23 protein-coding genes and 2 pseudogenes are annotated in these 22995 nt (G+C 63.3%); 8 read left to right on the top strand and 17 right to left on the bottom strand.

Going from position 1 to position 22995, the window contains the following annotated elements:
• Positions 1 to 49: 49 nt before the first annotated feature.
• Positions 50 to 358 carry a hypothetical protein gene (locus tag ACFOWB_RS10645; protein ID WP_261404956.1) on the top strand — a complete coding sequence of 103 codons (309 nt, stop codon included), beginning with the start codon at positions 50 to 52 and terminating at the stop codon, positions 356 to 358.
• A gap of 10 nt (positions 359 to 368) precedes the next feature.
• Positions 369 to 740, top strand: coding sequence for a hypothetical protein (locus ACFOWB_RS10640; RefSeq protein WP_261404957.1), 372 nt, complete (start codon positions 369 to 371; stop codon positions 738 to 740).
• A gap of 300 nt (positions 741 to 1040) precedes the next feature.
• Here the strand turns inward: ACFOWB_RS10640 and ACFOWB_RS10635 are convergent, their stop codons facing one another.
• From ACFOWB_RS10635 to ACFOWB_RS10590, 10 genes are all read right to left on the bottom strand, one after another.
• A complete protein-coding gene (locus tag ACFOWB_RS10635) occupies positions 1041 to 1238 on the bottom strand; it encodes a hypothetical protein (protein WP_261404958.1) in 198 nt (65 codons plus the stop codon).
• The gene (locus ACFOWB_RS10630; protein WP_261404959.1) at positions 1235 to 1465 is read right to left on the bottom strand and encodes a hypothetical protein; all 231 of its coding nucleotides are present in this window, start codon (positions 1463 to 1465) and stop codon (positions 1235 to 1237) included. The genes ACFOWB_RS10635 and ACFOWB_RS10630 overlap by 4 nt, the downstream gene beginning before the upstream one ends.
• A 124-nt stretch (positions 1466 to 1589) precedes the next feature.
• Complete coding sequence (locus ACFOWB_RS10625) at positions 1590 to 4778, bottom strand: tape measure protein (protein WP_378147197.1); 3189 nt, start codon at positions 4776 to 4778, stop codon at positions 1590 to 1592.
• The gene (locus tag ACFOWB_RS10620; RefSeq protein ID WP_261404961.1) at positions 4771 to 5004 is read right to left on the bottom strand and encodes a hypothetical protein; all 234 of its coding nucleotides are present in this window, start codon (positions 5002 to 5004) and stop codon (positions 4771 to 4773) included. Before ACFOWB_RS10620 ends, ACFOWB_RS10625 begins: the two co-directional genes overlap by 8 nt.
• A gap of 270 nt (positions 5005 to 5274) precedes the next feature.
• Positions 5275 to 5907 carry a hypothetical protein gene (locus ACFOWB_RS10615; protein ID WP_261404962.1) on the bottom strand — a complete coding sequence of 211 codons (633 nt, stop codon included), beginning with the start codon at positions 5905 to 5907 and terminating at the stop codon, positions 5275 to 5277.
• A gap of 391 nt (positions 5908 to 6298) precedes the next feature.
• A complete protein-coding gene (locus tag ACFOWB_RS10610) occupies positions 6299 to 6871 on the bottom strand; it encodes an HK97 family phage prohead protease (RefSeq protein ID WP_261404963.1) in 573 nt (190 codons plus the stop codon).
• The gene (locus tag ACFOWB_RS10605; RefSeq protein ID WP_261404964.1) at positions 6858 to 7028 is read right to left on the bottom strand and encodes a hypothetical protein; all 171 of its coding nucleotides are present in this window, start codon (positions 7026 to 7028) and stop codon (positions 6858 to 6860) included. The genes ACFOWB_RS10610 and ACFOWB_RS10605 overlap by 14 nt, the downstream gene beginning before the upstream one ends.
• Entirely contained in the window at positions 7025 to 7630 is a 606-nt protein-coding gene (locus ACFOWB_RS10600; RefSeq protein WP_261404965.1) for a hypothetical protein, read from the bottom strand. The genes ACFOWB_RS10605 and ACFOWB_RS10600 overlap by 4 nt, the downstream gene beginning before the upstream one ends.
• A gap of 9 nt (positions 7631 to 7639) precedes the next feature.
• A complete protein-coding gene (locus tag ACFOWB_RS10595) occupies positions 7640 to 8113 on the bottom strand; it encodes a hypothetical protein (RefSeq protein ID WP_261404966.1) in 474 nt (157 codons plus the stop codon).
• Between the two features lie 111 nt (positions 8114 to 8224).
• Complete coding sequence (locus tag ACFOWB_RS10590; protein WP_261404967.1) at positions 8225 to 9004, bottom strand: hypothetical protein; 780 nt, start codon at positions 9002 to 9004, stop codon at positions 8225 to 8227.
• Positions 9005 to 9606: 602 nt separating this feature from the next.
• Between ACFOWB_RS10590 and ACFOWB_RS10585 the strand changes: the two genes are divergently transcribed.
• Together ACFOWB_RS10585 and ACFOWB_RS10580 are read left to right on the top strand one after the other, a co-directional pair.
• Complete coding sequence (locus ACFOWB_RS10585; protein ID WP_378147191.1) at positions 9607 to 10986, top strand: hypothetical protein; 1380 nt, start codon at positions 9607 to 9609, stop codon at positions 10984 to 10986.
• A gap of 813 nt (positions 10987 to 11799) precedes the next feature.
• Complete coding sequence (locus ACFOWB_RS10580; protein ID WP_261404969.1) at positions 11800 to 12525, top strand: collagen-like protein; 726 nt, start codon at positions 11800 to 11802, stop codon at positions 12523 to 12525.
• Between the two features lie 146 nt (positions 12526 to 12671).
• Here the strand turns inward: ACFOWB_RS10580 and ACFOWB_RS10575 are convergent, their stop codons facing one another.
• The 7 genes from ACFOWB_RS10575 to ACFOWB_RS10545 form a co-directional block, all read right to left on the bottom strand.
• Positions 12672 to 14069 carry an AAA family ATPase gene (locus tag ACFOWB_RS10575; protein WP_378147188.1) on the bottom strand — a complete coding sequence of 466 codons (1398 nt, stop codon included), beginning with the start codon at positions 14067 to 14069 and terminating at the stop codon, positions 12672 to 12674.
• A 9-nt stretch (positions 14070 to 14078) separates the two neighbouring features.
• On the bottom strand, positions 14079 to 14282 hold the full coding sequence (locus tag ACFOWB_RS10570; protein WP_261404971.1) for a hypothetical protein: 204 nt from the start codon (positions 14280 to 14282) through the stop codon (positions 14079 to 14081).
• A gap of 472 nt (positions 14283 to 14754) precedes the next feature.
• On the bottom strand, positions 14755 to 15036 hold the full coding sequence (locus ACFOWB_RS10565; RefSeq protein ID WP_261404972.1) for a DUF6634 family protein: 282 nt from the start codon (positions 15034 to 15036) through the stop codon (positions 14755 to 14757).
• On the bottom strand, positions 15036 to 17009 hold the full coding sequence (locus ACFOWB_RS10560) for an AAA family ATPase (RefSeq protein WP_261404973.1): 1974 nt from the start codon (positions 17007 to 17009) through the stop codon (positions 15036 to 15038). The genes ACFOWB_RS10565 and ACFOWB_RS10560 overlap by 1 nt, the downstream gene beginning before the upstream one ends.
• Positions 17006 to 17392 (bottom strand): hypothetical protein, encoded by a 387-nt coding sequence (locus ACFOWB_RS10555; RefSeq protein WP_378147185.1) that lies wholly within the window; start codon positions 17390 to 17392, stop codon positions 17006 to 17008. The genes ACFOWB_RS10560 and ACFOWB_RS10555 overlap by 4 nt, the downstream gene beginning before the upstream one ends.
• A gap of 41 nt (positions 17393 to 17433) precedes the next feature.
• Positions 17434 to 17970, bottom strand: coding sequence for a hypothetical protein (locus tag ACFOWB_RS10550; protein WP_378147183.1), 537 nt, complete (start codon positions 17968 to 17970; stop codon positions 17434 to 17436).
• Between the two features lie 418 nt (positions 17971 to 18388).
• Positions 18389 to 18652, bottom strand: a complete 264-nt coding sequence (locus ACFOWB_RS10545) for a helix-turn-helix domain-containing protein (protein ID WP_378147181.1) — start codon at positions 18650 to 18652, stop codon at positions 18389 to 18391.
• A 537-nt stretch (positions 18653 to 19189) separates the two neighbouring features.
• Here ACFOWB_RS10545 and ACFOWB_RS10540 point away from each other — a divergent pair.
• From ACFOWB_RS10540 to ACFOWB_RS10525, 4 genes and pseudogenes are all read left to right on the top strand, one after another.
• Positions 19190 to 19408, top strand: coding sequence for a hypothetical protein (locus tag ACFOWB_RS10540; RefSeq protein WP_261404978.1), 219 nt, complete (start codon positions 19190 to 19192; stop codon positions 19406 to 19408).
• Between the two features lie 163 nt (positions 19409 to 19571).
• A pseudogene (locus ACFOWB_RS10535) lies at positions 19572 to 19871 on the top strand (SOS response-associated peptidase); the annotation flags it as partial.
• Between the two features lie 64 nt (positions 19872 to 19935).
• Positions 19936 to 21125, top strand: a pseudogene (locus ACFOWB_RS10530) (IS3 family transposase).
• Between the two features lie 241 nt (positions 21126 to 21366).
• Positions 21367 to 22986, top strand: coding sequence for a trypsin-like peptidase domain-containing protein (locus ACFOWB_RS10525; RefSeq protein WP_378147178.1), 1620 nt, complete (start codon positions 21367 to 21369; stop codon positions 22984 to 22986).
• Positions 22987 to 22995 lie beyond the last annotated feature (9 nt).

The raw sequence follows: 22995 nt of genomic DNA, 5'->3' as shown, positions 1-22995 counted from the left end.
TTCCCTATCCGTTCCCACGTCATGATCGACCTCCGAACCGGAGGCGCCGATGCAGACCAATCCCGACGAACCACTCGGCGAGATCCTCACGCTTCATGAGGCAGCGGCTCGTCTGAAGCTTACTCCCAACGCCATGGCTCGAGCGGCTGGTGACGCCGGCCGCGGCTCGAAGTTCGGCCGGGACTGGCGGTTCACCGAGGCGGACCTCGCCGCGATCCTGCAGGCCCGCCAGGTCCGGCAGCGGACGCCGCTGGGCCGTCCGGTAAGCGCGAGCCGCGGTGAGGAGGATGCGTTCGCGGAAGCGCGCAAGCTCGTCGAGCGGCGCAAGGCGGAGCGAAAGGCTGCGCGCGGCGGATGAATAAGGCCGAATGTTCAGCGCCGCCGCGCACTTTAATTCACATTCGCGAGAAATCATTCATATCGCTAAGCTATTAGTCGCAGACGCGTTTGACATCAGCACCCGCCGCGCAACTTCAAATAGAGCCACGCAAAACATAGGGTGTCTTATGACACACCACATTGACGAGGAAATTGCATTCGCGGAGCGTAAGGTCGAGCAGGCTGCTGACGCTGTGAGCAATCAAATCCATTTAGTATTCAGACTAAAGACGAAGGGCATTGACCTATCTGGAGCCGAGGATCGTCTTCGAGATTTGAATTTGGAACTGCGGCAATGGAAGGAGTACAAGACCCTTCTGTTTATTCGGAAGGGGATGACGGTAGATCATCAGTCCGAGTGATCGCTCCGGGATCATTTGCACGCCGCGGCTCGCTTGCACGGACGCGCCCGGAGGCGGTTATTTGAAACCCTTCGTCGACGCGCTCGATCAGCCCCGTCGAGTCGAGGTGAGCCACTGCATCTCCATCCAACGGCACCGCCTGGGGCATCTCGGCTAGGAGGCGAAGCATCAGGTGCTCGGGCTGGGTAAGTTCGGTTCTTGTCATGGCATCGAAAGGCGGTTCGTGGAGTTAAGTTCCGCCTAGCCGGGGAATTGATCGCGCCCAATCGGTCTTTGGTCGAGCGCCGCATGACGTGCCGTTCAGCCCTCCGGCTCGTCCTTCTCCGCCGCGTCGCGCGCCAGCCGAGCCGCCTTCAGTCGTTCCGTCTTGGCGTCTTGCGCGGCCCGCTGGCGTTCGATGATCTCTCTCGCGGCCACCGTGGTCGCGTTCAGGCGGGCCTCTGTCTTATCAGCCCCGTAAAGCTGCTTCGGAGGTTTGTCTGCAGCCTCGTCGCTCATGACTTCGGCTCGATCTCGTCCGGCGCATAGATCCGGTCGCCGTCTTTCACCCAGGCTCGCATGCCGTCCCTGACCGGGTCGAAGCGGGCGCGAGCCAAGGCCATTCGACCGTTGGCGCATCGCTCAAGCTGCACAGGGGCTCTGCCTGGCGTGATGACGGTATCTCGGAAATCGCCTTCGGTCGGAACAGTGCCTTCAGGCAGCCAACGTACAATCGCGTCTGGCACGGGCGCGCCTCTCTGGGGCGAAAAAGCCCGACGCGACGGGGGACCGCGCCGGGCTTCTCAAGCGGTGATGACGTTGGGACGCGCCATCAATTGCTAGACGCTTAACCCCAGCGATTGTTCCACCTCACACTTCGTGGGTGTTCATGTACTCGACGCGATTCCGGAAATTCCGGTCATAGGCCTGGAGGCCTTGAGCCACGCCGGCTTCGGCCTGCTCTTTCGCGATACGCTTGATCGTCTCGTCGCCATTGGCGCCGGTGAGATCGATCGTCGTCCGGAAGTTGAGCGTCGAGCTCGACCGCGGGATCGGCTTGTTCTTGCCGATCGCCGGCATCCGGAGATTGACCGGGATGCGCCGGCCGTCCGGCAGCGGCACCGCCGCCTCGGGGCCGGCCTCGCCGAAGATCGCCGCCTTGTCCGACACGCCGCCCGACGCGTATCGCGCCAGGTGCCGCGGGCCGGACGGCGTCATCACGCCGCCCTCGGCGAACTTGAAGCCGCCGAACAGCGCGCCGAAGAGACCGCCCAGTCCGCCGTCCTTGCCCGACGTGCCGAAGAGCCCGGCAAGCGGGCCCTGACCCATCAGGAGCGCCTTGATGCCGGCCTCCGCGAAGGAGGCAGCCAGCTTGCGGACGGCTTCGCTCGCCGTCGCCGCGCCAGTGATGATGTCGGTGAAGGCGCCGGTGGCGCCCTCGGCGAAGAACTGCTCCGCCTCCCGCATCCCTTGAATCGAGGTCTTCGAGGTCTCGAGCGTCGCCTGCGCCTTCGCGTAGGCAGCCGCCTTGTCCTCGATGGACTTGATCATCTCGGGCGTGGCCTTCTGGCCGTCCTTCTCGACCTCCTCTAGAAGCCGCGCCTTCTCGGCCGCGTATTCCCGCGCATAGGTGAGTTGGTTGAGCGCCTCGGTCTCGCGGGCGAGCGCCGCCGTGCGGGCGTCGCTATCGCGAAGCATGTCGGTGAAGTCCTTCGCGGACTTCTCCTCGGGCGTCAGATCTCCGGCCGCGATGCGCGTCGAGTTAGCGCGCCGATCGGCGTAGTTGAGGACGTCCTGAACCGTCTTGCCGCGCCCAAGAATCGTCGGGTTCGCCGCGACCGCGTCGCGGTCGAGGTAGTCGGCCGCCAGGCCGTTGCGTGGCGCCTTGAGGATCGCGTTGGCGCCGCCCGATCCGAGGAAGTGCGCAAGGTGAAGGTTCGCCTCAGTGACCGCGTTGCCGGACGCCTGCAGCGCCGACGCGTTCTCCTTCGCGTACTCCTCGATCATCTTCTTCGAGATTTCGCCATTCTTGCGAAGCTCGAGGATCGCTCCGCGCGACATGGTCGAGAACTGCTCGGGGTAGAGCTTCTTGAACAGGCGGAGCCAGGTCGACTCGATGAACTGGCCGAGGCCGGTCGCCGTGGAGTCCGGGTTCTTGGCGTTGGTCCGCCCGCCGCTCTCGACCTTGATGACCCGGTCGACGTAGTCCTTGATCGCGTCGCCATTAAAAGACTGCGACTGCTTCGCCGAGAACTCGGCGTCGATCTCCTTCGTCGCCTGGACCCGGATCTGGACCCGGTCGATGATCTTGCCGGCCTTCTCCAGCGCGGCGGCGATCTTCTCGGCTCGCTCCTCGATCTTCTGTTCGCGCTCGTCGGAGTTTTCGAGCTTGCGGCGGTCGAGGAACTGCTGGGCGTCCTTACGCTCACGCTCGAGCGTCGCCATCGAGGCGTCCTCGACGGCCCGGCGGTTCGGCGCCGCGACGCGCGCGCCGGCCTCGGCCGCCTTGGTGAGAGCCTCTTGGTTCTTAAGCGCGGCGAAGATCTCGGCCGCGATGCGCTGATACGCCTCCGCAGTCTTGAGGAGCTTCGGGTTCTTCTCGACGAGATCGTCGAGCGCCTTGTTGTACGACTCCTGGCTGATGCGGCCCTCGCGGGCGCGCTTGTTCAGGTCGCGAAGCTGGTTGGCAAGTTGCAGCGCGCCGGCGTTCGCATAGGAGCGGCCGTTGACGCCGACGTCCTTGAGCGAGACTTGCCCGAGCTCTTTCGCCTTCTCGGCGATGAGCGCCTCGTTGTCGGCCATCCGCGCCTTGCGCTGGACCTCCGTGAGGTCGCGAAGCGCGTCAGCGGCCTTGCGGATCTGGCCGGCGGTCGAGCCGCCTGACAGCCCGAGCGAGCGGATCGAGTCCGACGCCCGCGACGCGGCCTCGTCGGCCGCTGTGGCGCTGCTGGCGAAATAAAGGCCGACAGTCGCGGCGACAGCGATGATCGCGCCCAGCGGGCCCGCGGCAGAGCCGAGGGTGCCCATGGAAGCGGCTAGTCCGCCAAGTCCGACGCCCTGCGCCGTCCGGAGGATCGCCAGGAACCGCAGCACCGCAGTGCTGGCCACGCCCAAGCTCGCAATCATGCCGCCGATCGCCCGCCCGACGAGCGCCGCAGCGATGACGCCTGCGACCTTGAGGGCGGTGTCGGCGGTGTTGTCGAAGTCGTCCGCGAGCGCGTTGAGCGCGTTCGACAGAATGACCGTCGCGCCGAGCGATTGATCCTGCTTGCCGATGTAGCGGATCAGCGAATTTTCAACCTTGGTCCATCCCTGCTCGAGCGTCTGCGTGGCGTTCGCCGCCATCGCCTGAACGGTCGGCATCCCCTTGAGGAAGGCCTGGAAGAACGCTCGGTTGGAGACCGCGCCCTCGTTCACAAGCTGCTTGAGCTTGGAGACCGAGCCGCCGGCCTGGTCGAGGCCGGCCGCCACCGCCATCAGGATCGGGCGCGCGCCCTCGTTGACGCTGTTGAACTCTTCCGCCATGACGCGCGACGAGCCGAGCAACTGGCCCAACTGCGTCAGCGCGCCGGCGGCTTCCGTCGAAGACTTGCCCGCGACGCGCAGCGAGACGGCGACGCCGTCGGCGAACTGCGAGAGCTCCGCCGACGAGGCCCCGAGTTCCTTCTGCGCCTGCGCAGCCTTGCCGTAGACGTCGGCCAGCGCGCCGATCGGGGCCGCGTTCTTCTGGGCCGAAGCGAACAGCGCATCGAGAACTGCCGCCTGCTGCTGCCCGACGACGCCCGCGACCGCGAGGCTGTTCTTCGCCTTCGTCCACGCGTCGGCGTAAGCGCCGACTTCCTTGATCGACAGCGCCGCGCCGATCGCGCCCAAACTGGGGATCAGGCTACGGCCGAACCCCGACGTCAGACCGTCGAGCTTCTTGCTCATCGAGGTCGCGCTGCGCTCGACCTTCTTGAATTCGCGCTCGGCGATGCCGTTAGCGCGACGCATTTCCTTCTCGTACTTCGTCAGAGAAGCTTCGAGTTGGACGACGAGCCGTTCGAGATCTTCAGCCAACGATAATCTCTCCGGCGTCGGCTTCCGCCGCAAGATGGCGGAGGAGGTCGGCCGCGAAGGCGTTTCCGGTGGTCGCCCGCAACAGGCCGGCGGCCGCGCCAATGAAATGCGCGCACGTTTCGATCGGAACCGGCGAGCGCGCCAAGGCTTCGCTCATCGTCGCGATGGCGAGCTCGTCGGCCAGACGAACCGGTTCGTCGGCTGGGAAGTTCGGCGTTTCGGTCATTTGGGATCTCGGAAAAGGAAAGCCCGGCGCGATGGCCGGGCGAGGGAACGTTGTCGGCCCCGAGGCTTTGACCTCGGACACGGGAAAGGGACGACGATGTTTGATCGAAATGGCGCTGCGCTCGCGCTAGCGTTCGCCGCTGGCGTGGCGGTGACCGCCATCGCAACCATCCTGCTCAGACGGCGCCAGCCAAGGCGCGCCGACTTCTCAGGCGAGCAGTTCGAGCACCTTTATTTCGCGGAGCCGCGCAAGCTCGCCGACTCGTCAGTGTCAGGCGGCTAATGCAGCGCCGACTACGTCCTCCGGCCACTCGTGCACTCGACGAACGACGGGCCGCGCGCCAGCGCGGATCTCGACGGCGTCGACCCAACCGCCGACGGTTGTGAGCTCCGGCCCGCCGCTGATTTCAGATGCGGGTGTCAACCGCTGGAGTTCGAGCAACTCGACCCCTCGCTCGACGGTGAACTGCGCTGGGTCGATCGTCTGTTCGGCGACCGAGCAAAAGGCCCGGACGGTCGCCAGCGCGCCGGCCGGCACGCCATGGGCGTCATGGTTCGACTGCAGCAGGAGCAGCGCCTGGCGGCGGCTCGCGGACCAGCCCGCAACTACGACGTCGACCGCGTGCGACGCTTCCTCTCCGAGGCGGCTGATCGTGTCCGCGAAGATCGCATCCGCGCGTGCGATAAAGTCGTCGATGCTGCGAAGCTTGGCTTTACGGCACGCCTCGTCGAAAGCCGGCCAAGCGTTCGCCGGACCGCGGCAACAGAAGACCGCGAGCGTGCCGGGAAGCGGCAGGATTTTTCGGGCGAAGCCGATCGCCTCACCGGTGTCATGGCGATAGCAGGCCGCGTCAGCGACCATGAGGATGCGGCCGTTCGCGGCCGCCCCGACGAGGCCGGTCATCGGAGCACCGCCGCGCCGACGACGGTCGCCGGCGTCGTGCCGGAGATTAAGGTCACGCCTCCGATACCGGCTGCGCCAAACACCGAGAAAAGTGCACCACCAAGTGCTGCGGGCATAGGGAAATCTCCTCAAGTTTGATAGGGTTGCGTTGAGGCGGCGTTGGAGCCGCCTCAACATTTGAATTGTGGGAATGTGTGCGTTGTGCCCACGCCGGTCCCTGGGGCCGACGGCCGACGTCCTCGACCCTCCCCCTCCGGCCTCGCGCGCGCTTGCGCGTGGGCGCGTACGTGCGAGCGCGCGTTTGCGCGCCTGAGGCAAAAACTGTGTTAGCGCTGACGTTGTGGGACCGCGCCGGTCCTTAAGAGAGGCGGCGACCGTGTCGGAGGAACCCCTACCGACTGGGTCGCCCGATCGCCTTCTCTGCGGCTTCGAGCCGGGCTAGCCTGGCACGGTAGCCGGGCGAGGCTGCCCCAGTGGTCTGGGAGGCAAGGCCGATCGAGGTGCCTCCGTAGGCTGGATAGGCCACGATCGACACTTCTGTCAGGCGCACCTCATGAAGCGTGCGCACCGGCAGTGCGGGCCATTTCGGTTCTTCCCACGACTCAGAGCGAACCCAGAACCCGAACGACATGCCGCGGAGGTCTCCTCGACGAACGAGCCCGAGCGCCGTGGCGCCGTCGGGCGTACTCGGATCGAGGTCGATCTCGACGGCAAGGCCGACGGCGTCTTCGCGCAAGCGAAGTGTGCCCGACGACTTCCGGCCAATGATCGCGACGTTGAAGTGGTGGAGAAGGGCAAGCTGATCGTTGGCCTTGAGCGACTGCGCAAAGGCGCCAGGCGCTATGACCTCGATGTACTCACCGTCGATATTGGCTCGTTCGTTGAACCGAGCCGCGTAGCCGGCCAGCCGATGTTCGGAGGCCGGTAGCGGCGAGCTTAAGAATCGCGCTTCACTTTCGGGCAACGGTTCTCTCCGCAGCCTTCAGGCGGGCATCGCGCCGCAGATGACGAGCGATCGTCTTCGCATCGTCGCCCGGGCGCGCGTACGGCTTTCCGCGCACCAGCACCTTGCGATCTTCCGCGGGCAGGCGCTGATCGGCCCGTTCAAGACGTGCGCTCATCGAACGGCCTCATTCCAGTATCCGGCCGCCGCGGCCTCACGCAGGTACGCAGGTACGCGCGTCTCGCCGTAGCGGCGGCTGCCGAGCATGCTGGGCTGCATGGGGGTCAGGGACGTCCACGAAACGTCCTCGGCCTCGAGTTCGTCGATGAGGTCCATATAGGCGTCGTTGGCCTTCTCGGCCTCGACGAGGGCGGCACAGATCTCGGCGACGCGGCGGGCGTATTCGTCCCTCACTTGGGCGCAAACAGCGCGGCTCGCTCGGCCTTTGGCGTCCGTAATGCGTTTATCGAGCTCGGCGAGAGCGTCCTCGATGACGCGCAAGCGGGCGTTGATTTCAGCGAGGCGATTGCGCAGCACTACCGGACCATCGTCGACGTCGTCGCCTAGCACTGCAGCGACGGCAGCGCTCACGCGGCGAACCGGGGCGGGGGCGGCGACGATCTCGTCCTCGACCGAGCCCTTCTCGGCCTTCTTTGCGGCCTGTTCGTCCAGAAGTTTCGAGCGAAGTTCGGCAAGCCTGGCGTAGTCGGCGTCAACATCGACGAGTCGAGGAACAACGAAGAGTTCGGCCGGTGCGGCCGTCTTTGATTTTCGGAACATGAGAATCTTTCAATCGAGGGCGTGGGCGAGCTTCTCGAGCCCAGCGCGAGGAAAGCTGATGAGGCGGGTGGCGTAACGAACGGGCTCGCCGTCGTTCATCTTCACCCAGCCGTCGGAGTAGCGGACCGACGCGGCGAGCGGTTCTTCGATCAGGAGAAGCTCCTCGAACAAGCTCCGGCCGGCACGGATCTCGTCGAGCTCGAACTCAAGCAGCCAAGCGAGGGACCAGTCGAGGTTCTCGTCTTCCCGGAGCGCGGCGTAGGAAGATGCGTGTTCGACAGTGTCCTTGATCGGACCGCCGCGGAGAACCGCGAGGAGCAGCAGGATCGCCTGGCGGGACGTGACGTGCGGCAGGCTGTGCCGGCTCAGGGCGGTCGGAAGCAGCCCGGTCTCGCGTAGCGCTCGAATTCGCTGGCAGACTTCCGCTTTGGGCACGTGCGTTGCTGACGCGACGGCCTCCGCGAGGCCGGCGACGGTGGTCATTCTCTGATCTCCTATGTGGCTTGTGACGCCCACGGCATGGCGGGCGAAAAGAAAAAGCCCCGCGCGCGGGTGCGGCGGGGCTCAATGAGAGGTGCTCTCTAACTATACCGCTCAAGCAGCGGCGTAGAGTTCACCGTTGTCATTGTCGGCGCAGGGAAAGAGTGGAGCGACGGCCGCAAGGCCGCGCAGAACGAATGCCTTTCCGACCGCCTCGGCGGCCTTGCCCGAGAAACCTTCGCGCTCACCGACGGCGCCTAGCGTTGCGCCGAAACACACGGCGAACTCGAGCGGCTGACAAAGCGGGCCGGCAAGGGCCTGGGCCGCACAGAGAAGCCGCTGTGCGTCCATCCGTCTATGGAGGGGCTCATCTCCTCGCCAAGCCTTGGGCGTCGGCTTGGAGCGCCCGCCGATGACCTGATAGCAGCCATCGCCTCGATCAGCGCTCTTGGGTTGCTGAACGCCCTTGTATCGGACCTCGCCGCTCGCCGGGTCGCGCCACGTCCGCTGGGCGATGGAGTACATGTCGGCGTCATCGAGCGCGCTGCCGAAAAGCTGGAAGTTGGCCGCGACCACGTCCCACGTTCGCTTGTAGGCCTGCGCCACGCGCAACGCCCGCTCATAGCCACCGAGCCGCAGCATTCTCTCGACGGGCCAGGACAGCGTCGTGGGGCGGTCACTCTGAGTCGCGGCATCTGCGATCCGGATCTTGGTCGCGAGCACGAACTCCTCTTCCGCAGTCAGCCGCTCTCCAATCGACCGGCCGGAGCGTCGCGGCTCGTTGTCATTGTCAGCGACCGGCTGGTCCCAAAAGTCTTGCGGAGGTCGCTGGGCGTGGTCGAAGACCGGCGCATCCGCGCGGTCGAGGGGAGGCGGGCGGTCTATGGTCGTCATCGATGTCCCCGGGGTTGCCCGCTCGTCACGGGCGCGCGCTTAAGCCGGCAGGCGAGCGGAAGACTATATAAGAACGAATAGAGAACGATTGTCAACAGCGCGTTGCAGCCCGACGGCTTGACAACCAAGCGCCATGCCTCATCCTGTGGTGTATCGGAACCGGCTGAAGCCACTAGATGTTGTGCCCGCGGCCGAAAAGTGAGGATAAGAGTATGGCTGGAAAAAGCGGCGGGCCCACCCGGAGCTCAAGCACCGGGCGATACGTTCCGCCGGGGCAGGGCAAGTCTAACCCGTCCGGCACGGTGCGCGAGGCGCCGGGGAAGAGCGGCAGCACGGGCGGAGCCTATCGAAGCTCGAGCACTGGTCGGTTCGTGACCGAAAAGTACGGGAAGCAGCACCCCGGAACGACGACGCGCGAGAAGTGAGTGCTGTCGACAACTCAAGCCGGCCGTGGGCAGCCTCGGCTGGCCATTCGATTTTAAGTACGGAGGGGAGGAGCTTAGAATAGATTCAAGCCGTCAAGCGGCGAACTTGGAGTTGAGATCTGAACCTGTAGCGCTGCGATCAATGATGAAATTTTGGTCTGCAATATTGAGGTCGTAATGAGCAGTGAGCAGCGTGGGCCGTTGCATTGTGTTGAGTTAAACACAGGCCGGAATCTATCTGGTATTTTGAATGTTGGGCCAGATGAAATGTCTGCAAAATTATATAGCTATGGTGATGGATTTAGTATTACATCAGATGATGTAGTCTGCCTAAAGACTGAGGAGCTTGATATTGCATCGTTGCACAACATCGTTCTGATGGGTCCACGATCCTTGTCAAGATCAACAGGGCATGTCTGTCAAACACATAAAGTAATAGCAAATACTACTGTTATTGGTCCAGATGCTTGGAATGCCTTAGATACGGTAAAGGTAGCTTATTTTACGCTAGAAGGTTCAATGAATATTTTAAAAAATCAAACTCTGTTCGGAAAATTTCTAAAATCGAGATTTGGAAGTCGTAGCAATAGAGAAATTTTGAAGATTGATGCTGCCGGTAAGACATATAAAGTATCATACGCTGCATCTTATAATTATAATATTAGAGGTAAAACAAAGGCTTGGCCGATATTTTCTATTGAGTACAAAGCATCTTCATTTCTCAAGCAATACTTTAGCGATTTAATGTGTATCTCTAGATTTATCTCTTTTTGCTTAGGGGAAGAGGTGAATCCTGGAAATATAAGAATTAGCAAAATATCCGAGCGGCAAATGCTTCGAAAGTTAAGGAATGGGCAGTACCATGGGGAGCATAAAGTTCATTACATATGGCCCAAGAGAGAGCTTGATCATTCTTACGGAGCGGCTGCGGCCGGATCACCGTTTGCTGTCTGGGATGATAGCGATCTTTCAGCTATGCGCGATGGGCTATTAGCTTGGATCGCAAGAGAAAGTGAGTGGAATACGGCGTATGCGCTGATGTCTGAGTCGCTAGCGCTACGCGGTGAGATGTCAGGGCCTCGCATGATCAATGCCTGCAATTGGTTCTCCAACTTGCCAAATGCTCGCATACAAAAAGCAATTAAGCTAGATCATATCGAGCTTGTTGCTCAAGCCGGTGGAGAAATTGCTCGCCAACTAGGATACTCGTCAGATGTGATTCAACGAATTAAGGGGAAGATCAAGGAAATACGTACTGAAACATCACGAGACTTCTATGCTCGCATTGTCCAAGAGGTCTTAAAACGATTTGGTGTTGGCATATTAAGAGAGGGCGTAGTCGAAGACATTATCAATGGTTTTCGCCAGAGAAATCTGGTTGCTCATGGGGCTGTTGATGAATTTTCGGATGATGATTTCAAGTCCTATTCAAGATCTGTAAGGGCAATTGAAGCCGTGTCATTTCTGATGATGGCTAAAGAATTGCCCATATCCGATGAGGGTTTAAGTCGGATTCGTTCAAATCGCTTTGTAATCGATTATAAACTTGCCTTTTAAGCGGTTAGGGCTCTTGCGTTGCGGCAGTAGTGGTGCGTGAAGATCAACCCGCCCGCTGGTTCGGCCGAGCGACGAGATGTCCACCGCCGCCCGGCCGACTACTCGCCAGCCACTGAGGGGCAGAAGACCGGCGAGCCTAAAGGGAAGGCTTGAAAGCATCGATTGTTCCTTGCGGGTGAGTGAGGCACTCAGATCGCCTCAACCTCGTTCCCATAGATACGCGTGCTCGGCGGCCGTCTGCGCTTGTTCGCGTGTCGCGCAAAAGCCGTCGGCGCGCTGCATTGCGTCTGCGCCGCCAGACGCAGCCCGACAACTCACCCAGTACCAAAGCCCGGCTTGGGACCCGCCGACAACTTGGAAGACCCGAACGAGGTCTCCCGAGCTCGCAAGATGGCAGTCCGGCACGTGATGGTCGCCGGTTCTATGCGGATCGCTGGGCCACGTGCGGGCCCAAAGGAAACACCTGCGCATTGGCGTCTCGCAACCGGGCCGATACGCAGGCTTTTGAGGTGACGCGATCGCCTTCCCCCTACGATCGCGCTGTCGAGACCGGCGGAGCGACTAGGGGCGTAATCGCGCCGCGCCCGATCGGGGGCGAGGTGGCTCTCGAATTAAATCTGGGTACGCTTTGGGGCGCCACGAAGGCCGAGGGCGGGCTTAGCGCTGCTCCACCCACCCCACCGCCTCACCTTGCTCCACCCCGCCTTATGAAGGTGGAGCAATCAGGAACCGCCGGGGCGTGACGCATTTCCGCTTGCGGAGTGCACCCTGCAGTTGCCATGAAAAAGGTACGACTGTCGGGGGATGACGGAAGTGAGCGAAACCAAGTCAGCAACGCATTTTTTCCAGATGGCCGGCGGTGCGGGCATTCTGTTTGCCCTTATAGGCTCCGTGTGGGCGGCCGGGTCGTATGCAACCAACCTTCAGAATGAATTTGAGGCTTCAAAGGCGAGAGTGATCCAGCTTGAGGCGCAGTTGGAGGAACTGAGAAAAAGGGTTGTAGCGGAGTCGCTTGGGACAGGACGTGGTGCCAAGGGCGATATCGGCCCTGAAGGGCCGGTCGGTCCGCGCGGACCTCAAGGGCTTCGTGGCGAGCCAGGCCCGCAAGGGCCCGCGGGTGAGGCGGCTGCGGCCTCGAACGACGCGCTGAAGGTCGCGCTGAGGGAGTTGCTACGCAGCCCCGAGTTTCGCTCTGCGGCAGGTGGGGCAACCGCCGCCGCCACAGTTCCCGTTTTTACCGCTGAGCCGCCAAAAGGTTGCCTTGCTGCAGAGTCATTCCTCAAGTCGAAGGCTGTAATATTGCGCAGAGGGTCCGAACTGTGCGATAAAGATGGGGCGGTTATTGCCACTGTTCATAATATTGTCGACAATTCGTCGGGCGAGATTATTTTTAAAATTCCGGGAGAGAGAAATTTTCAGTGTGATGGTAGGGAAAAGTGTTCGTTTAAATGGTCCGGGGAGCGGCAATTTTATATTGAGAAAGTCAACGGCGACGCTGACCCGATCACAGTGACTCTAAGGCTGCAAGACAAGCGGTAACACTGTCATTTTTCGAGATGCGTTGAACCGCTACCAACGGGTTCCAACCCGTTGGGGGCGTGTTCCAACGCCCAAGGGGGTATAGGGGGTTGGAACACACACCCCGTTGGTACCCGTTGGTAGGGCGTTGGAACGACCGTTGGAAGCTATCGGGGGCTATAGACGTCGGCTGAAACTAGAAGCCGGCGACGCCGCCTTGAGGGCGGTCCTTCCTCCGAGACATGCACGACGGCGGAATCGAGAAGCCGATGCATCGCCGCTTCGAACTGGATCTTGTTGACGCCCGCTGAGTCCGGGTGCGCGGCCATGACAACCGGCGCGTAATTTCGAGCCAGGGCGGAACCTACCTGTTGACCTTGCCGGGTGAGCTTGCGGAGCAGATCGACGAAGATGCGGTCGACGTGCTCGGCCTCCGCCTTGGCGACGAGCGGGCAGTTTGCTTCTGGCCCGGCGACAAAGGCGCCGTCCTCCCAACGCAATCGGAATTCCGCGCCTGGCGAGCCGTAATTGGCCTTCATCACCCGAAGACGCCGAGCGGCTGGATCGCGGTCGGGCTCCCGATCCATATAGAGGCGCGAACGCACCGAGTTATTCCAGGCGGTCGAGCCTGACGTGCCCGTGCCGGCGGTCATGCCGGCAACACTCGGATGGCTGAGCAGAATGACCGCGGCGCCGGTCTCGATGGCCAGCGCGCGCAGCATGGCGACGAACTGCCGGACCTGGGATCTGCGGATCTCGTCGCCGCCGAATAGGTCGGCGCTGGTGTCGAGCACAATGAGGGACGGTTTGAAGGCCTTCGCATCGACCGCGAAGAACTTCCAGAGTGGCGTCGCCTCCATGTGGCCGGCCCGATCGGGAGAGGCGAGCAGAGCGTCTCTGTCAGCCATCGGGTAGAGGCGAAGGTCGCCAAGGTCGGCCAGGGACCGACCGTGATGCGTGACGATGTCGGCTAGGCGACGATGGAGCTCGCCTTCTTCGTCTTCGGCGGCGATGACCATCGCTCGACCGGCTCGAGGCTCAAAGCCCGCCGTCGAAGCTCCTAGGGCCGTCGCGGCGGCAAGCTGGAGAGCGAGGAGCGATTTGCCCACACCGCCGTCGCCGGAGAGCAGTGTCACCGTCCCGGCGGGCACGACGCCCTCAATGAACCACTCGCGGTTCGGCACGGGTTTGCCTGCCCAACGCGAGGGATCGACGAAAGAAAGCGCGACCGGCTGATTGTCGTTCGCCGCCGCGGGCGGCTCGAGCGATGGCGGCCGCTGCGGCCGGAGCCCGCACTTGTCGACGACATAGGAGAGAGAGTCGTCTTCGACCGGCGCATGTGAGTTCGCGACGCGGACGCCCCATAGCGAGCCACGGTGCGGAGTGACGCGGAGGCCACGGTCCTCTGCCGGCTCGCCAGGCGCGGGCGCCCAGACGCCGTCTGCATAGGCCTCGCCACCGAGCGCATCGGCTATGGCTGCGAAGTCCGGCGGCCCGTCAGCGTATGGCTCACCAAGGCATGAAAGATCGTTCGCCGCGTCCGCGGCGTTTGGAAGGCTGGCCATGGATGGGCGTCACGCAGCCAAGGCGCCGGCGGCGAGCGAGGCGAGCTCTGCGCGGACAGCGAGGGCGAGATCGCGCTGAAGCTCGGGGGCGATGCGAACCGATGGGCCGCCGACCGCGGCGCGCGACCAGATCATGTCGGTTCCCCGATCGGAGCGGACGAGGGTAAGCCGGCAGAGGATGCCGTCGATCGGCTCGTAGTCGAATGAGGCCAAGAGAGTGACGCCGTTATCAAGCTTCCGGGGCGTCATTGGGGAAATACGCGAGATGCGCATCGGGAGATCCTTTCGGGGGCCGGATGGCCATAGGGTGAGGAGCCGGCGCGCGAAGGGCGCGGCCGGGCGTGCGAAATCAGCGGCGCGGGAAGTCGCTCTCGCGCCAGATTCCAAGGCTAACGATTTCAATGGGTTGCGATCGGCTAAGCGGCCGGTAGCGGTCCTCCGCTACCAAGATCTTCTTGGACATATCGAAATCGCATCGAGGCCCTCCCGACATGCTGGGGCAGTTTCGGGGCAGTTTTCGAGGCGCTTCCAAGCGATTTGGGCCAATCCCTCATCTGAGCGACCCCCCAATCCCTGTTCGGCCGACCGCCCGAAGCGGTCGATGCGAGCGCCTCTCGGGCTTCGGGCGGGCCACCGCCGACCCCCCATTCCCTTAACCGTTTGAGGCAATGGCGGTTCGTCGATCTCACTGGAGCACCCGCCACTCGTCTAGGCTCCTTCCGAGGCGATAGAACCTGTTTCGGGTCCTCGCCCAGCCAGCCTCGGGCGCGATCCGCAGCAGCAGGCTCGTGCGCACGCAGCGTCCATCGACGATCTCGGGGTGACCCGAGACGAAGCCGACCAGGCAGGGCTTCCCAAGCGAGCGATCCACGAACCAGCGCTCCAGGAGGGGCGCTGCGGCCAGCGCCTCATGGGACGCCTCTCGCAGACGACGCTTCATCTCGTCGAACTCGTCGGCCGCGATCATCAGTCGGCCTCCGGCTGGCGCGGCGTCGGCGCGCCAGCCGCGCTCGCGTCGCCTTCCTCCTCGTCCTGGGTGACGCGCTCGACGATCAGATCCCAGGTCCTTGCCGCGCGACCGGCCGGATCGGCCAGGATCGCGGCGTCGACGTCTTCCTGCGTGGCGACGCGGTTCGCCACCAGCGTCCTTGCGAGGCTCTTGACCGCGCGGTGATGCAGCGCGACCAGTTGACGAGCCCTTCGCATCAGGCGCTGCAGGTCGGCCTCGACCTTGCGCTCAAGCTTCGGGTCGAACCTCATCGCCGCGATAGCCTCGTCCACCGACCCGTGCGAAGTCAGACGGCCTCGCAGTCCGAAGGCGCTGTGGATCGCAGCCAGAAGCCCGGTCGAACGATGAAGGTCGGCGACCGCGCCGGCTTCAGCCGCGCCATTCAAGAGCTCGTCGGCGGCGCGACCGGCAAGGCCGCTGACGATGTTCGATTCCAGAATGTCCAAAGTGGCGGGCTCATCGTCGTCGGCGAAGCTCACCATGCCTTCGACGCCAGCGGTTCTGATCAAGGTGATCGTCTTGACCTGACCGCCCAGAACCCTTCCGACCACCGCATGCCCCGCCTCGTGGATCGCGATGCGCATCTCCTTCGCTGCAGATCGCGTCGGCGCCGGGATCGCGACATGGACAAGGTCAGCGAATTCGAGGGACTGATCTTTGGAACGCGCCCGTTCGCGCGCGGCCTTCACCCATGCTTCGACGACCGCCCCCGTCGCTTTGCGCGCCAAGGCTGTCCTGGCGATCACGGAAAGGTCCGCGCCCGTGAGATCGGGGCCAAGATGGTGCCGCAGGATTGCGCAAAAATCGGCGTCCGTCGTCGGGCCTACGATCTCCAGGTGAATGTCGAATCTGCCCGGCCTCACGAGAGCAGGGTCGAGGAACTGGTAGTGATTGGTCGCACCGACGAGCACGACGCCGCTTCCTGCGGCGCGCGCCCGATCGATCATGACGAGCGCCGTGGTGACGACTGGCGTCCACCACTCCCGCTCTCGCTCATCAAGCTTTGCGCGATCGGGAAGCCCGTCGAGTTCATCGATAAAAGCGATGCACGGCGCGGACGAAGTCGCACGTGCGAAGAAGCGGCGCATTTCGCCGATCACCGTTCCAAGATGCGCGCGCTCTCCGGCAAACCAATCGCCAATGCTGGTTTCGATGAAGGGCAAACCGACCGTCTTGGCGAGCGATCGAGCAACAAGGGTTTTTCCGGTGCCGGGTGCGCCGTGCAGCAGGAGCGAAGGCAGCTCGTCTTTCTTCAGACGTCCATCGCGCACGCGCTCGATGTCACTTGCCAGAGACAAGAGCCGCGGCATCGCATCGCCGAAACCGGCGAGCTGGTCCAAGGTCGGCGTCTTGTCGGAAGCGATAGGGGCGCTCAAGGACGCAGCGGTCTTGCGCCAGCGCGCCACGCATGCGCGTGGGGTCGAATCCGGCCTCAGGGCGACCAGCAGTTCGGGCCAATCAAGTCCGGAGAAGTCGCTTTGACGGACAACGGCGCGCTTGCCGTAAAGACGCTGGAGCGTTCGACGCAAGGCTCGTGGAGTCGCACGCACGGGAATTCTGACGTCAGCGCCGGCGATCAATTCGCTCGGCAGGCGCGCCGGATCGCCAACGATCACGAACGTCGGAGCTATGATTACGGAAGCCCCGCGCGCATCTCGCATCGAGCTCGTCAGATCGGTCGGCATGTAGACCGCCACCTCGGTGAACAGCCGCCTCAGCCCTGAGGCCATCGGCTTCCACCAGCTGGATCCGGCGACCTCGATGAGAAAGATTTTCGGCTCGTTATGCTTGACCGCCGACCAGACGGATTTCGGCAGCGCCTCGTGAAGAATTTCAGCCGCGAGAGCGCCTGCCGGGTCGAATAGAGCAGCGGCGTCGCCGAGAAGCTCGACGGCCTCTTCGTCCCGCTCTGCCTGCGATTTCTCTCTCATGCGCTTCTGGCCTCGTCGACACGCTCGCGCAGCACGGCGAGCAAGAGTTTCGACGCCGGGTCTCCGGCCGATGCGCAGGCCCAAAGGGCCGTCAGGATGAGGTCACGGCGGATGTCCGCGATCCTCCTGGTCCACACATGCTCGAGCGCCAATCCAACGGCTGCGCTCGGATCGCCGTCCACGGCGGGTCGCCAGCGGCGATCGGCGAACAGGACGACCGAAGAGAGGTCGTGGAGGACGGCATTGCGTTTCAGGGCGTCCGGCGGCGTCACCGCCGAACGCCAGTCGTTGAAGGCGCGCGGATCGCTCCGCCGCCGCTTGCGTCGCCGGAAGCGACCGCGCACGACCGCATCGGTCGCCGCCCTCTCGCCTTGCTTGGCCATCCGCGCCCGCCGACGCCGGTTCAGGCGCCGTGACGCCGGCTTCACGAACCGTCGGTTCCGGTCTTCGGGTTCTGGTCCGCGCGTTCGGACGACGGATCTTCGGAAGAGGTGGCGTGAAGCTTGTCGCCTTGATCTGGACGCGGACGTCTTCCGGTCGAAACCAGCAGGCTCCGCGTCATGCGTTCGCCGTCGCGCCGAGCGATCGGCGGCGGCCCGTCTTGCAGTTCGAGGCGGCGGGCGCGGCGGTTGAGGGAATGCTTGGTCACCAGCAAGGCGCGGCAGCCAGCCTTCTGCAAGGCTTCGACGAGCCACGAAAGCCGCGCACGCCCCCAGTCCGATCCGAAGTAGACGCCCGGCGCGGTCAAGGCGATCGCCTCGATTTTGCCGATGCGGATCGGCAGGGCCACCAGCCCGACGATGTCCAGACCGAGATTGAAGTTGATTTTCTCGAGCGACAGATCGGGCTTTCCGACCCATCCCCCGTAATGACGCACGACGCGCTTGAGACGACGCGCCTGAACGCGGCTTTCCCGCTTAAGACGGCCCTCGTGTTGAGAGCCGGGAATCACGATGCTCATTGGCACACCCAAGGTCGATGTTTCGACGACGTCCGCTTGGGAACGCCCGGGGCACCAGCTGCCGGAAGCGAGAGATCGCCTGTCCGACGCACCTGTCTGTCGCTCTTGTGAGGCTCGCGACTGAGCTCAAATATAAATTACATTTCGCCCCCGCTCAAGCAGAATCTTGAGCGGTCATGATTTAGGGGGTCTCGCGCATGTAACGCGCGAGAGCGCGCGCAGACAAGACCACGACACTCGCCCGCCGCAGAACCAGTACCCAAGACGTCATCCGGCCGCTCTACGACAGACCAACCTCAATCCACTATCTTGGGTAAGGGAAAATGCGACCGCATCGACGATTGAGGGATTGAATACATCAAATGAGGATTTGAGTATGGGCATTGTCATCACCCAGCAGGGACTGGATGAAACGCGATCAGGATGTGGCGTCGTCAGCCTTCGGGGACGAACTCCGCGGGTGAAGCAGCAGCTCGATCGGATCGACGCCCAACGCCGAAGCGATCCGCTCGACGTTGTCGAGGGACACGTTCCACTTGCCGGACTCCAGCCGACTGACATAGACCCGGTGAAAGCCCGCGGCCAAAGCAAGCCTCTCCTGGCTCCAGCCCATTCTTGTACGGACCCGGCGGACATTGCTGACGAAGGTCGCGCGCAGGGCGCCGGCCGGGAGCTGCTTCACGACGCCAATGGACGATCGTCATCGGCGTCTTTCGACTACATGTTGATTACATCGACCGGTATTTTTTGGCCGCTCGCACGACGTAGTCCGCACCTCGCGACGGCGCGCATTCCATGCGCCGGCATTGCCTCAGGCCGGCGACTGCTCCACAGGACAGGGTGCTCCCGGGCGGCCTCGGTCATCGTCCGTCACGCTCACCGGCATAAAGCTGAGAAATCCGGTTCGCCAAGGCGATGCATGGATAGCAGAATCCCTCGCATGGCGCTTTCTGGTTGCAGATCAGCCTCACTACCTCGTCGCGCGTGGGCTGGACCGCAAAGGCCCGGACCGCGACGGCGACCACCAGAGCGGTTTGCGGCTTCAGCGTCACCGTGCGGTCCGCCCTGAAGGCGACCTCAAGTCGCCTCGCGATGGCGGCGAGGCTCGGGCGCGCGTTAGCTGAAGGAGTCTTCATGAGCAGAACATAGAAAGAACATTTGCTGGATCGGTCAAGCCGAGTCGGGCACTCTCCCTGCTGTTCACGGACGGGAGATCACGATGGCCGAGGCTGCGAAAACAATGGGCCCAGACGAGGCGGCGCTTGCACTGGAACGCGCGACCGATCAGGCCGTTGAGGCCTGCGATGGCGACGCCTGGGCGGCTGTTCGAGCGCTTCTGGTCGCGAACGCCGCCCTGGAAGAAGAAGTCGCCCGGCTCACCTCGCGAGTATCGACCGGCTACGCACGCGGCCGCGTCAGGACCACTTCCACCAAATGAGTCCTCCGGCGGCAGCGAGCGCGAGCACGACGTAGCTCGCCTGTTCCAAACGGATCAGGAGCCGCGCACGCAGGGGTAAAGTCGCGAACGCCGCTCGCTGTTCTTCCTTGAGCATTAGCTCGCGATTATGGTCGCCGCGCCATCCCACGGTCTGGAGGCCAACATGTGCAATTTGTACAGTCTCACGAAGGGTCAGGCGGCGATCCGGGAGCTGTCGAAAGCGCTGATCGACCGCACCGGCAATCTTCCGCCCATGCCCGGGATCTTTCCGAACTACCCTGCGCCGGTCGTCCGGAACTCGGCTGAAGGTCGCGAGTTGACGCTCGCGCGCTGGGGCATGCCGTCGTCACAGAAGGCCCTGCTGGACGCCACGAAGAAGCGCGCCGCGTCGCTCGAGAAAAAGGGCCTGTCCGTCGACTTCCCGGAGTTGCTCCGCATGGAGCCGGATTCGGGCACGACCAATGGTCTGCCCCCTGAGAAGTGGTCCTCCCTGAGGTATGGCTTTTGGCCATTTGGAGGACTGAACGATGCCGAGGAAGAGGCACGCACCTGAAGAGATCGTCGCGAAGCTGCGGCAGGTCGAGGTTCTGACCGCGCAAGGTCGACCGGTGGCGGAAGCGATCCGTTCGATCGGCGTGACCGAAGTTACGTTCTATCGCTGGCGCACCGAGTATGGCGGCCTGAAAGGCGATCAGGTGAAGCGCTCGAAGGAGCTTGAGGCCGAGAACGCCCGGCTTCGGCGAGCGGTGTCGGACCTGACGCTGGACAAGATGATCCTGGCGGAGGCAGCTCGGGGACCCGAAGGGCAGCGTCAGCAAAACTGATCAGCCCCGCCCGTCGCCGCGACTGCGTGGACCGTGTGGTGAGCAAGCTCGGCGTGACGGAGCGCCGTGCCTGCCTTGTGCTCGGCCAGCACCGATCGACACAGCGGAAGGTCCCAAGACGGCCCGACGACGAGGCGGCCCTGACCGCCGATATCGTGGCGCTGGCTGTCCAGTATGGCCGTTACGGCTACAGGCGGATCGCGGCTCTGCTGCGCTTCGCCTGCTGGGCCGTGAACCTCAAGCGGGTCGAGCGGATCTGGCGACGTGAGGGGCTGAAGGTTCCGACGAAGCAACCCAGGCGCGGGCGGCTCTGGTTCAACGACGGCTCATGCGTGCGGCTGCGGCCGGAGCGGCCGAACCACGTCTGGTCATACGACTTTGTCGAGGACCGCACGCATGACGGCCGCAGGTTCAGGATGCTCAACGTGATCGACGAGTTCACGCGCGAATGCCTGGCGATCCGGATCGGGCGAAGGCTGCGGTCGACCGACGTCATCGACGTGCTGTCGGACCTGTTCATCCTCCGCGGCGCGCCGGGCCACGTCAGGTCCGACAACGGCCCCGAGTTCGCAGCCAAGGCGGTGCGTGAGTGGATCGTCGCCGTGGGCTCACGGACCGCCTTCATCGAACCGGGCAGCCCTTGGGAGAATGGCTTCTGCGAGAGCTTCAACGCGCGGCTGCGGGACGAGCTTCTCAACGGCGAGATCTTCTACACGCTCGCCGAAGCCAAAGCCGTGATCGAAAGCTGGCGACGGCACTACAACGTCGTCAGACCGCACTCGGCGCTCGGCTACAGACCGCCCGCGCCCGAGGTCGCGCTATGGCCGGCTGCGCAACCCCGACCAGCTCCGCCGGCCACACCAACCGTCGCGTCAGCGCCGATCATGAACTAGCATTGCAACCGGACCACTCGATGGGGGCCGGCCAGCAGCGCCGAGCGCCTCGGCTTCGTGCTGTCCAAGCCTCTTTCAAGCTCTTGATGTAGCGGCCTCTTGCAGCACCTGTTACGTATACCGCACGAGGTCTCCCATCGCATACGCGCTGTGCAACTGCGGCGTAAGAGCTAATGTTCTGAGAAGTCGTGCGCGCGCCGTGAACTCTGGGTGACCGCGGCGTGAGTGGAAGGGAGACCTCGTGCCTCGCAACCCGTTCGGACCACCGATCCGAGTTGCGCTACCTGCCGAATTGACGAGTGAGGATGCGCTTCTCGCGTATCTGGGCGTCACCGCTCGAGAGATGAAGACGATCCGTTGGCGTCGCGCGCGAATGTATCGGACGTTCGAGATCTCCAAGAGCAATAGCAAGAGTAGGCTGATCCGCGCGCCCGATCGCAGACTCAAGTATCTGCAGCGGCAGCTTCTGCCACTTCTCAATTTAATCTATCCGGTTCGCAATCCGGTACATGGCTTCGTCGCGGATCGGTCGATCAAGACCAACGCCCTCTCTCATCTACGCCGACGCTTCGTCCTCAATCTCGATCTCAAGGACTTTTTCCCTTCCATATCGGAGAACCGTGTCGTCGGCATGCTCGGGGCTCTCGGGATCGACCACGCAGTAGCAGCCGCAATCGGTCATATGTGCTGCGTCGACGGCCATCTTCCTCAAGGCGCGCCGACCAGCCCGGTGCTGTCCAACATGATCTGCTTTCGGCTGGACCGGGAGCTGCTCACCTTCGCCAAGACGACGCGTTGCATCTACACGCGCTACGCGGACGACATCACGTTCTCCAATCACCAGCCGATGACCTCGCTGTTCGAAGGACCGCTGCCGCCAGCCGGCCGCTTCGCGCCCGAACTTTTGAACACGGCGCTAAACGCCCTCATCGCCGGCAATGGGTTCACGATCAATCCAGGCAAGTCGCACTACGCCGATCGGCACTCCCGGCGGATGGTAACTGGCCTAAAAATCAACGAGCTGATCAACGTCGATCGTCGGCACATCCGGAACGTTCGAGCGAAGTTGCATTCGGTCGAGTCGCTCGGCCTTGCGGGCGCGCAGGCGAAGTACGCCGCGTCCGGCGGGACCGGGGCCCTGGTCGAGCATCTGCTCGGCAAGATCGCCTGGATCAGCCACGTCAAAGGCTCGTCGGATCCAGTCGTTCGCAGCATCGCGCTACGCTTCAACGCGAGTTTCCCAGATCGCAGGATCGAAGTGACGCCGATGCCGGCCGAGCGTCGCGACCGGGCAGTATGGCTCGTCGAGCACGAGGACAGTCAGGGTACCGCCTTTTTCCTGAACGGCGTCGGTCTCGTCACTGCGGCGCACTGCGTGACGGGAAAAAAGGAAGTCGAGGTCTTCCACCCATCGAAGAATTCCAACACCTTTATGGCGACGGTAGAGATACGAGACGAACACCTCGATCTCGCGGTGCTCAGCCATGACATCCCGGCGAATGAGTATTACGAGCTGGATCGATCAGGGTCTTCGCTCGGCGTCGGCGATCCGACGACCGCAGTTGGATACCCCGCATGGGCTCCAGGCGATCCTCTTAACGTCAGGCCAGGCGTCGTCAGCACGGTCACGGTAAAGCGCGCCGTCCGGCTGGTCGAGGTGACCCAGAAGCTGAGCCAGGGCATGTCTGGCGGCCCTCTTCTCGACGCAGGCGGCGCAGTGATTGGCGTCATCCACAAGGGCGGTCCCGAAGAAGGCCGCGACTTCGCGATCCACGTCGACATGCTGAGCGACTGGCTCGCTACCGCAGCAGCTCAAGCGGCCCCGGACGCCGCCGGGCCTCCGGCTAAGGCCAGGGGGTAGGATCGCACT

The organism is Chenggangzhangella methanolivorans (assembly GCF_042648545.1).
Lineage (GTDB): Bacteria > Pseudomonadota > Alphaproteobacteria > Rhizobiales > Methylopilaceae > Methylopila > Methylopila methanolivorans.
Note: the sequence above shows the minus strand (reverse complement) of the source record. Positions and strands in the feature narration are given on the sequence as shown.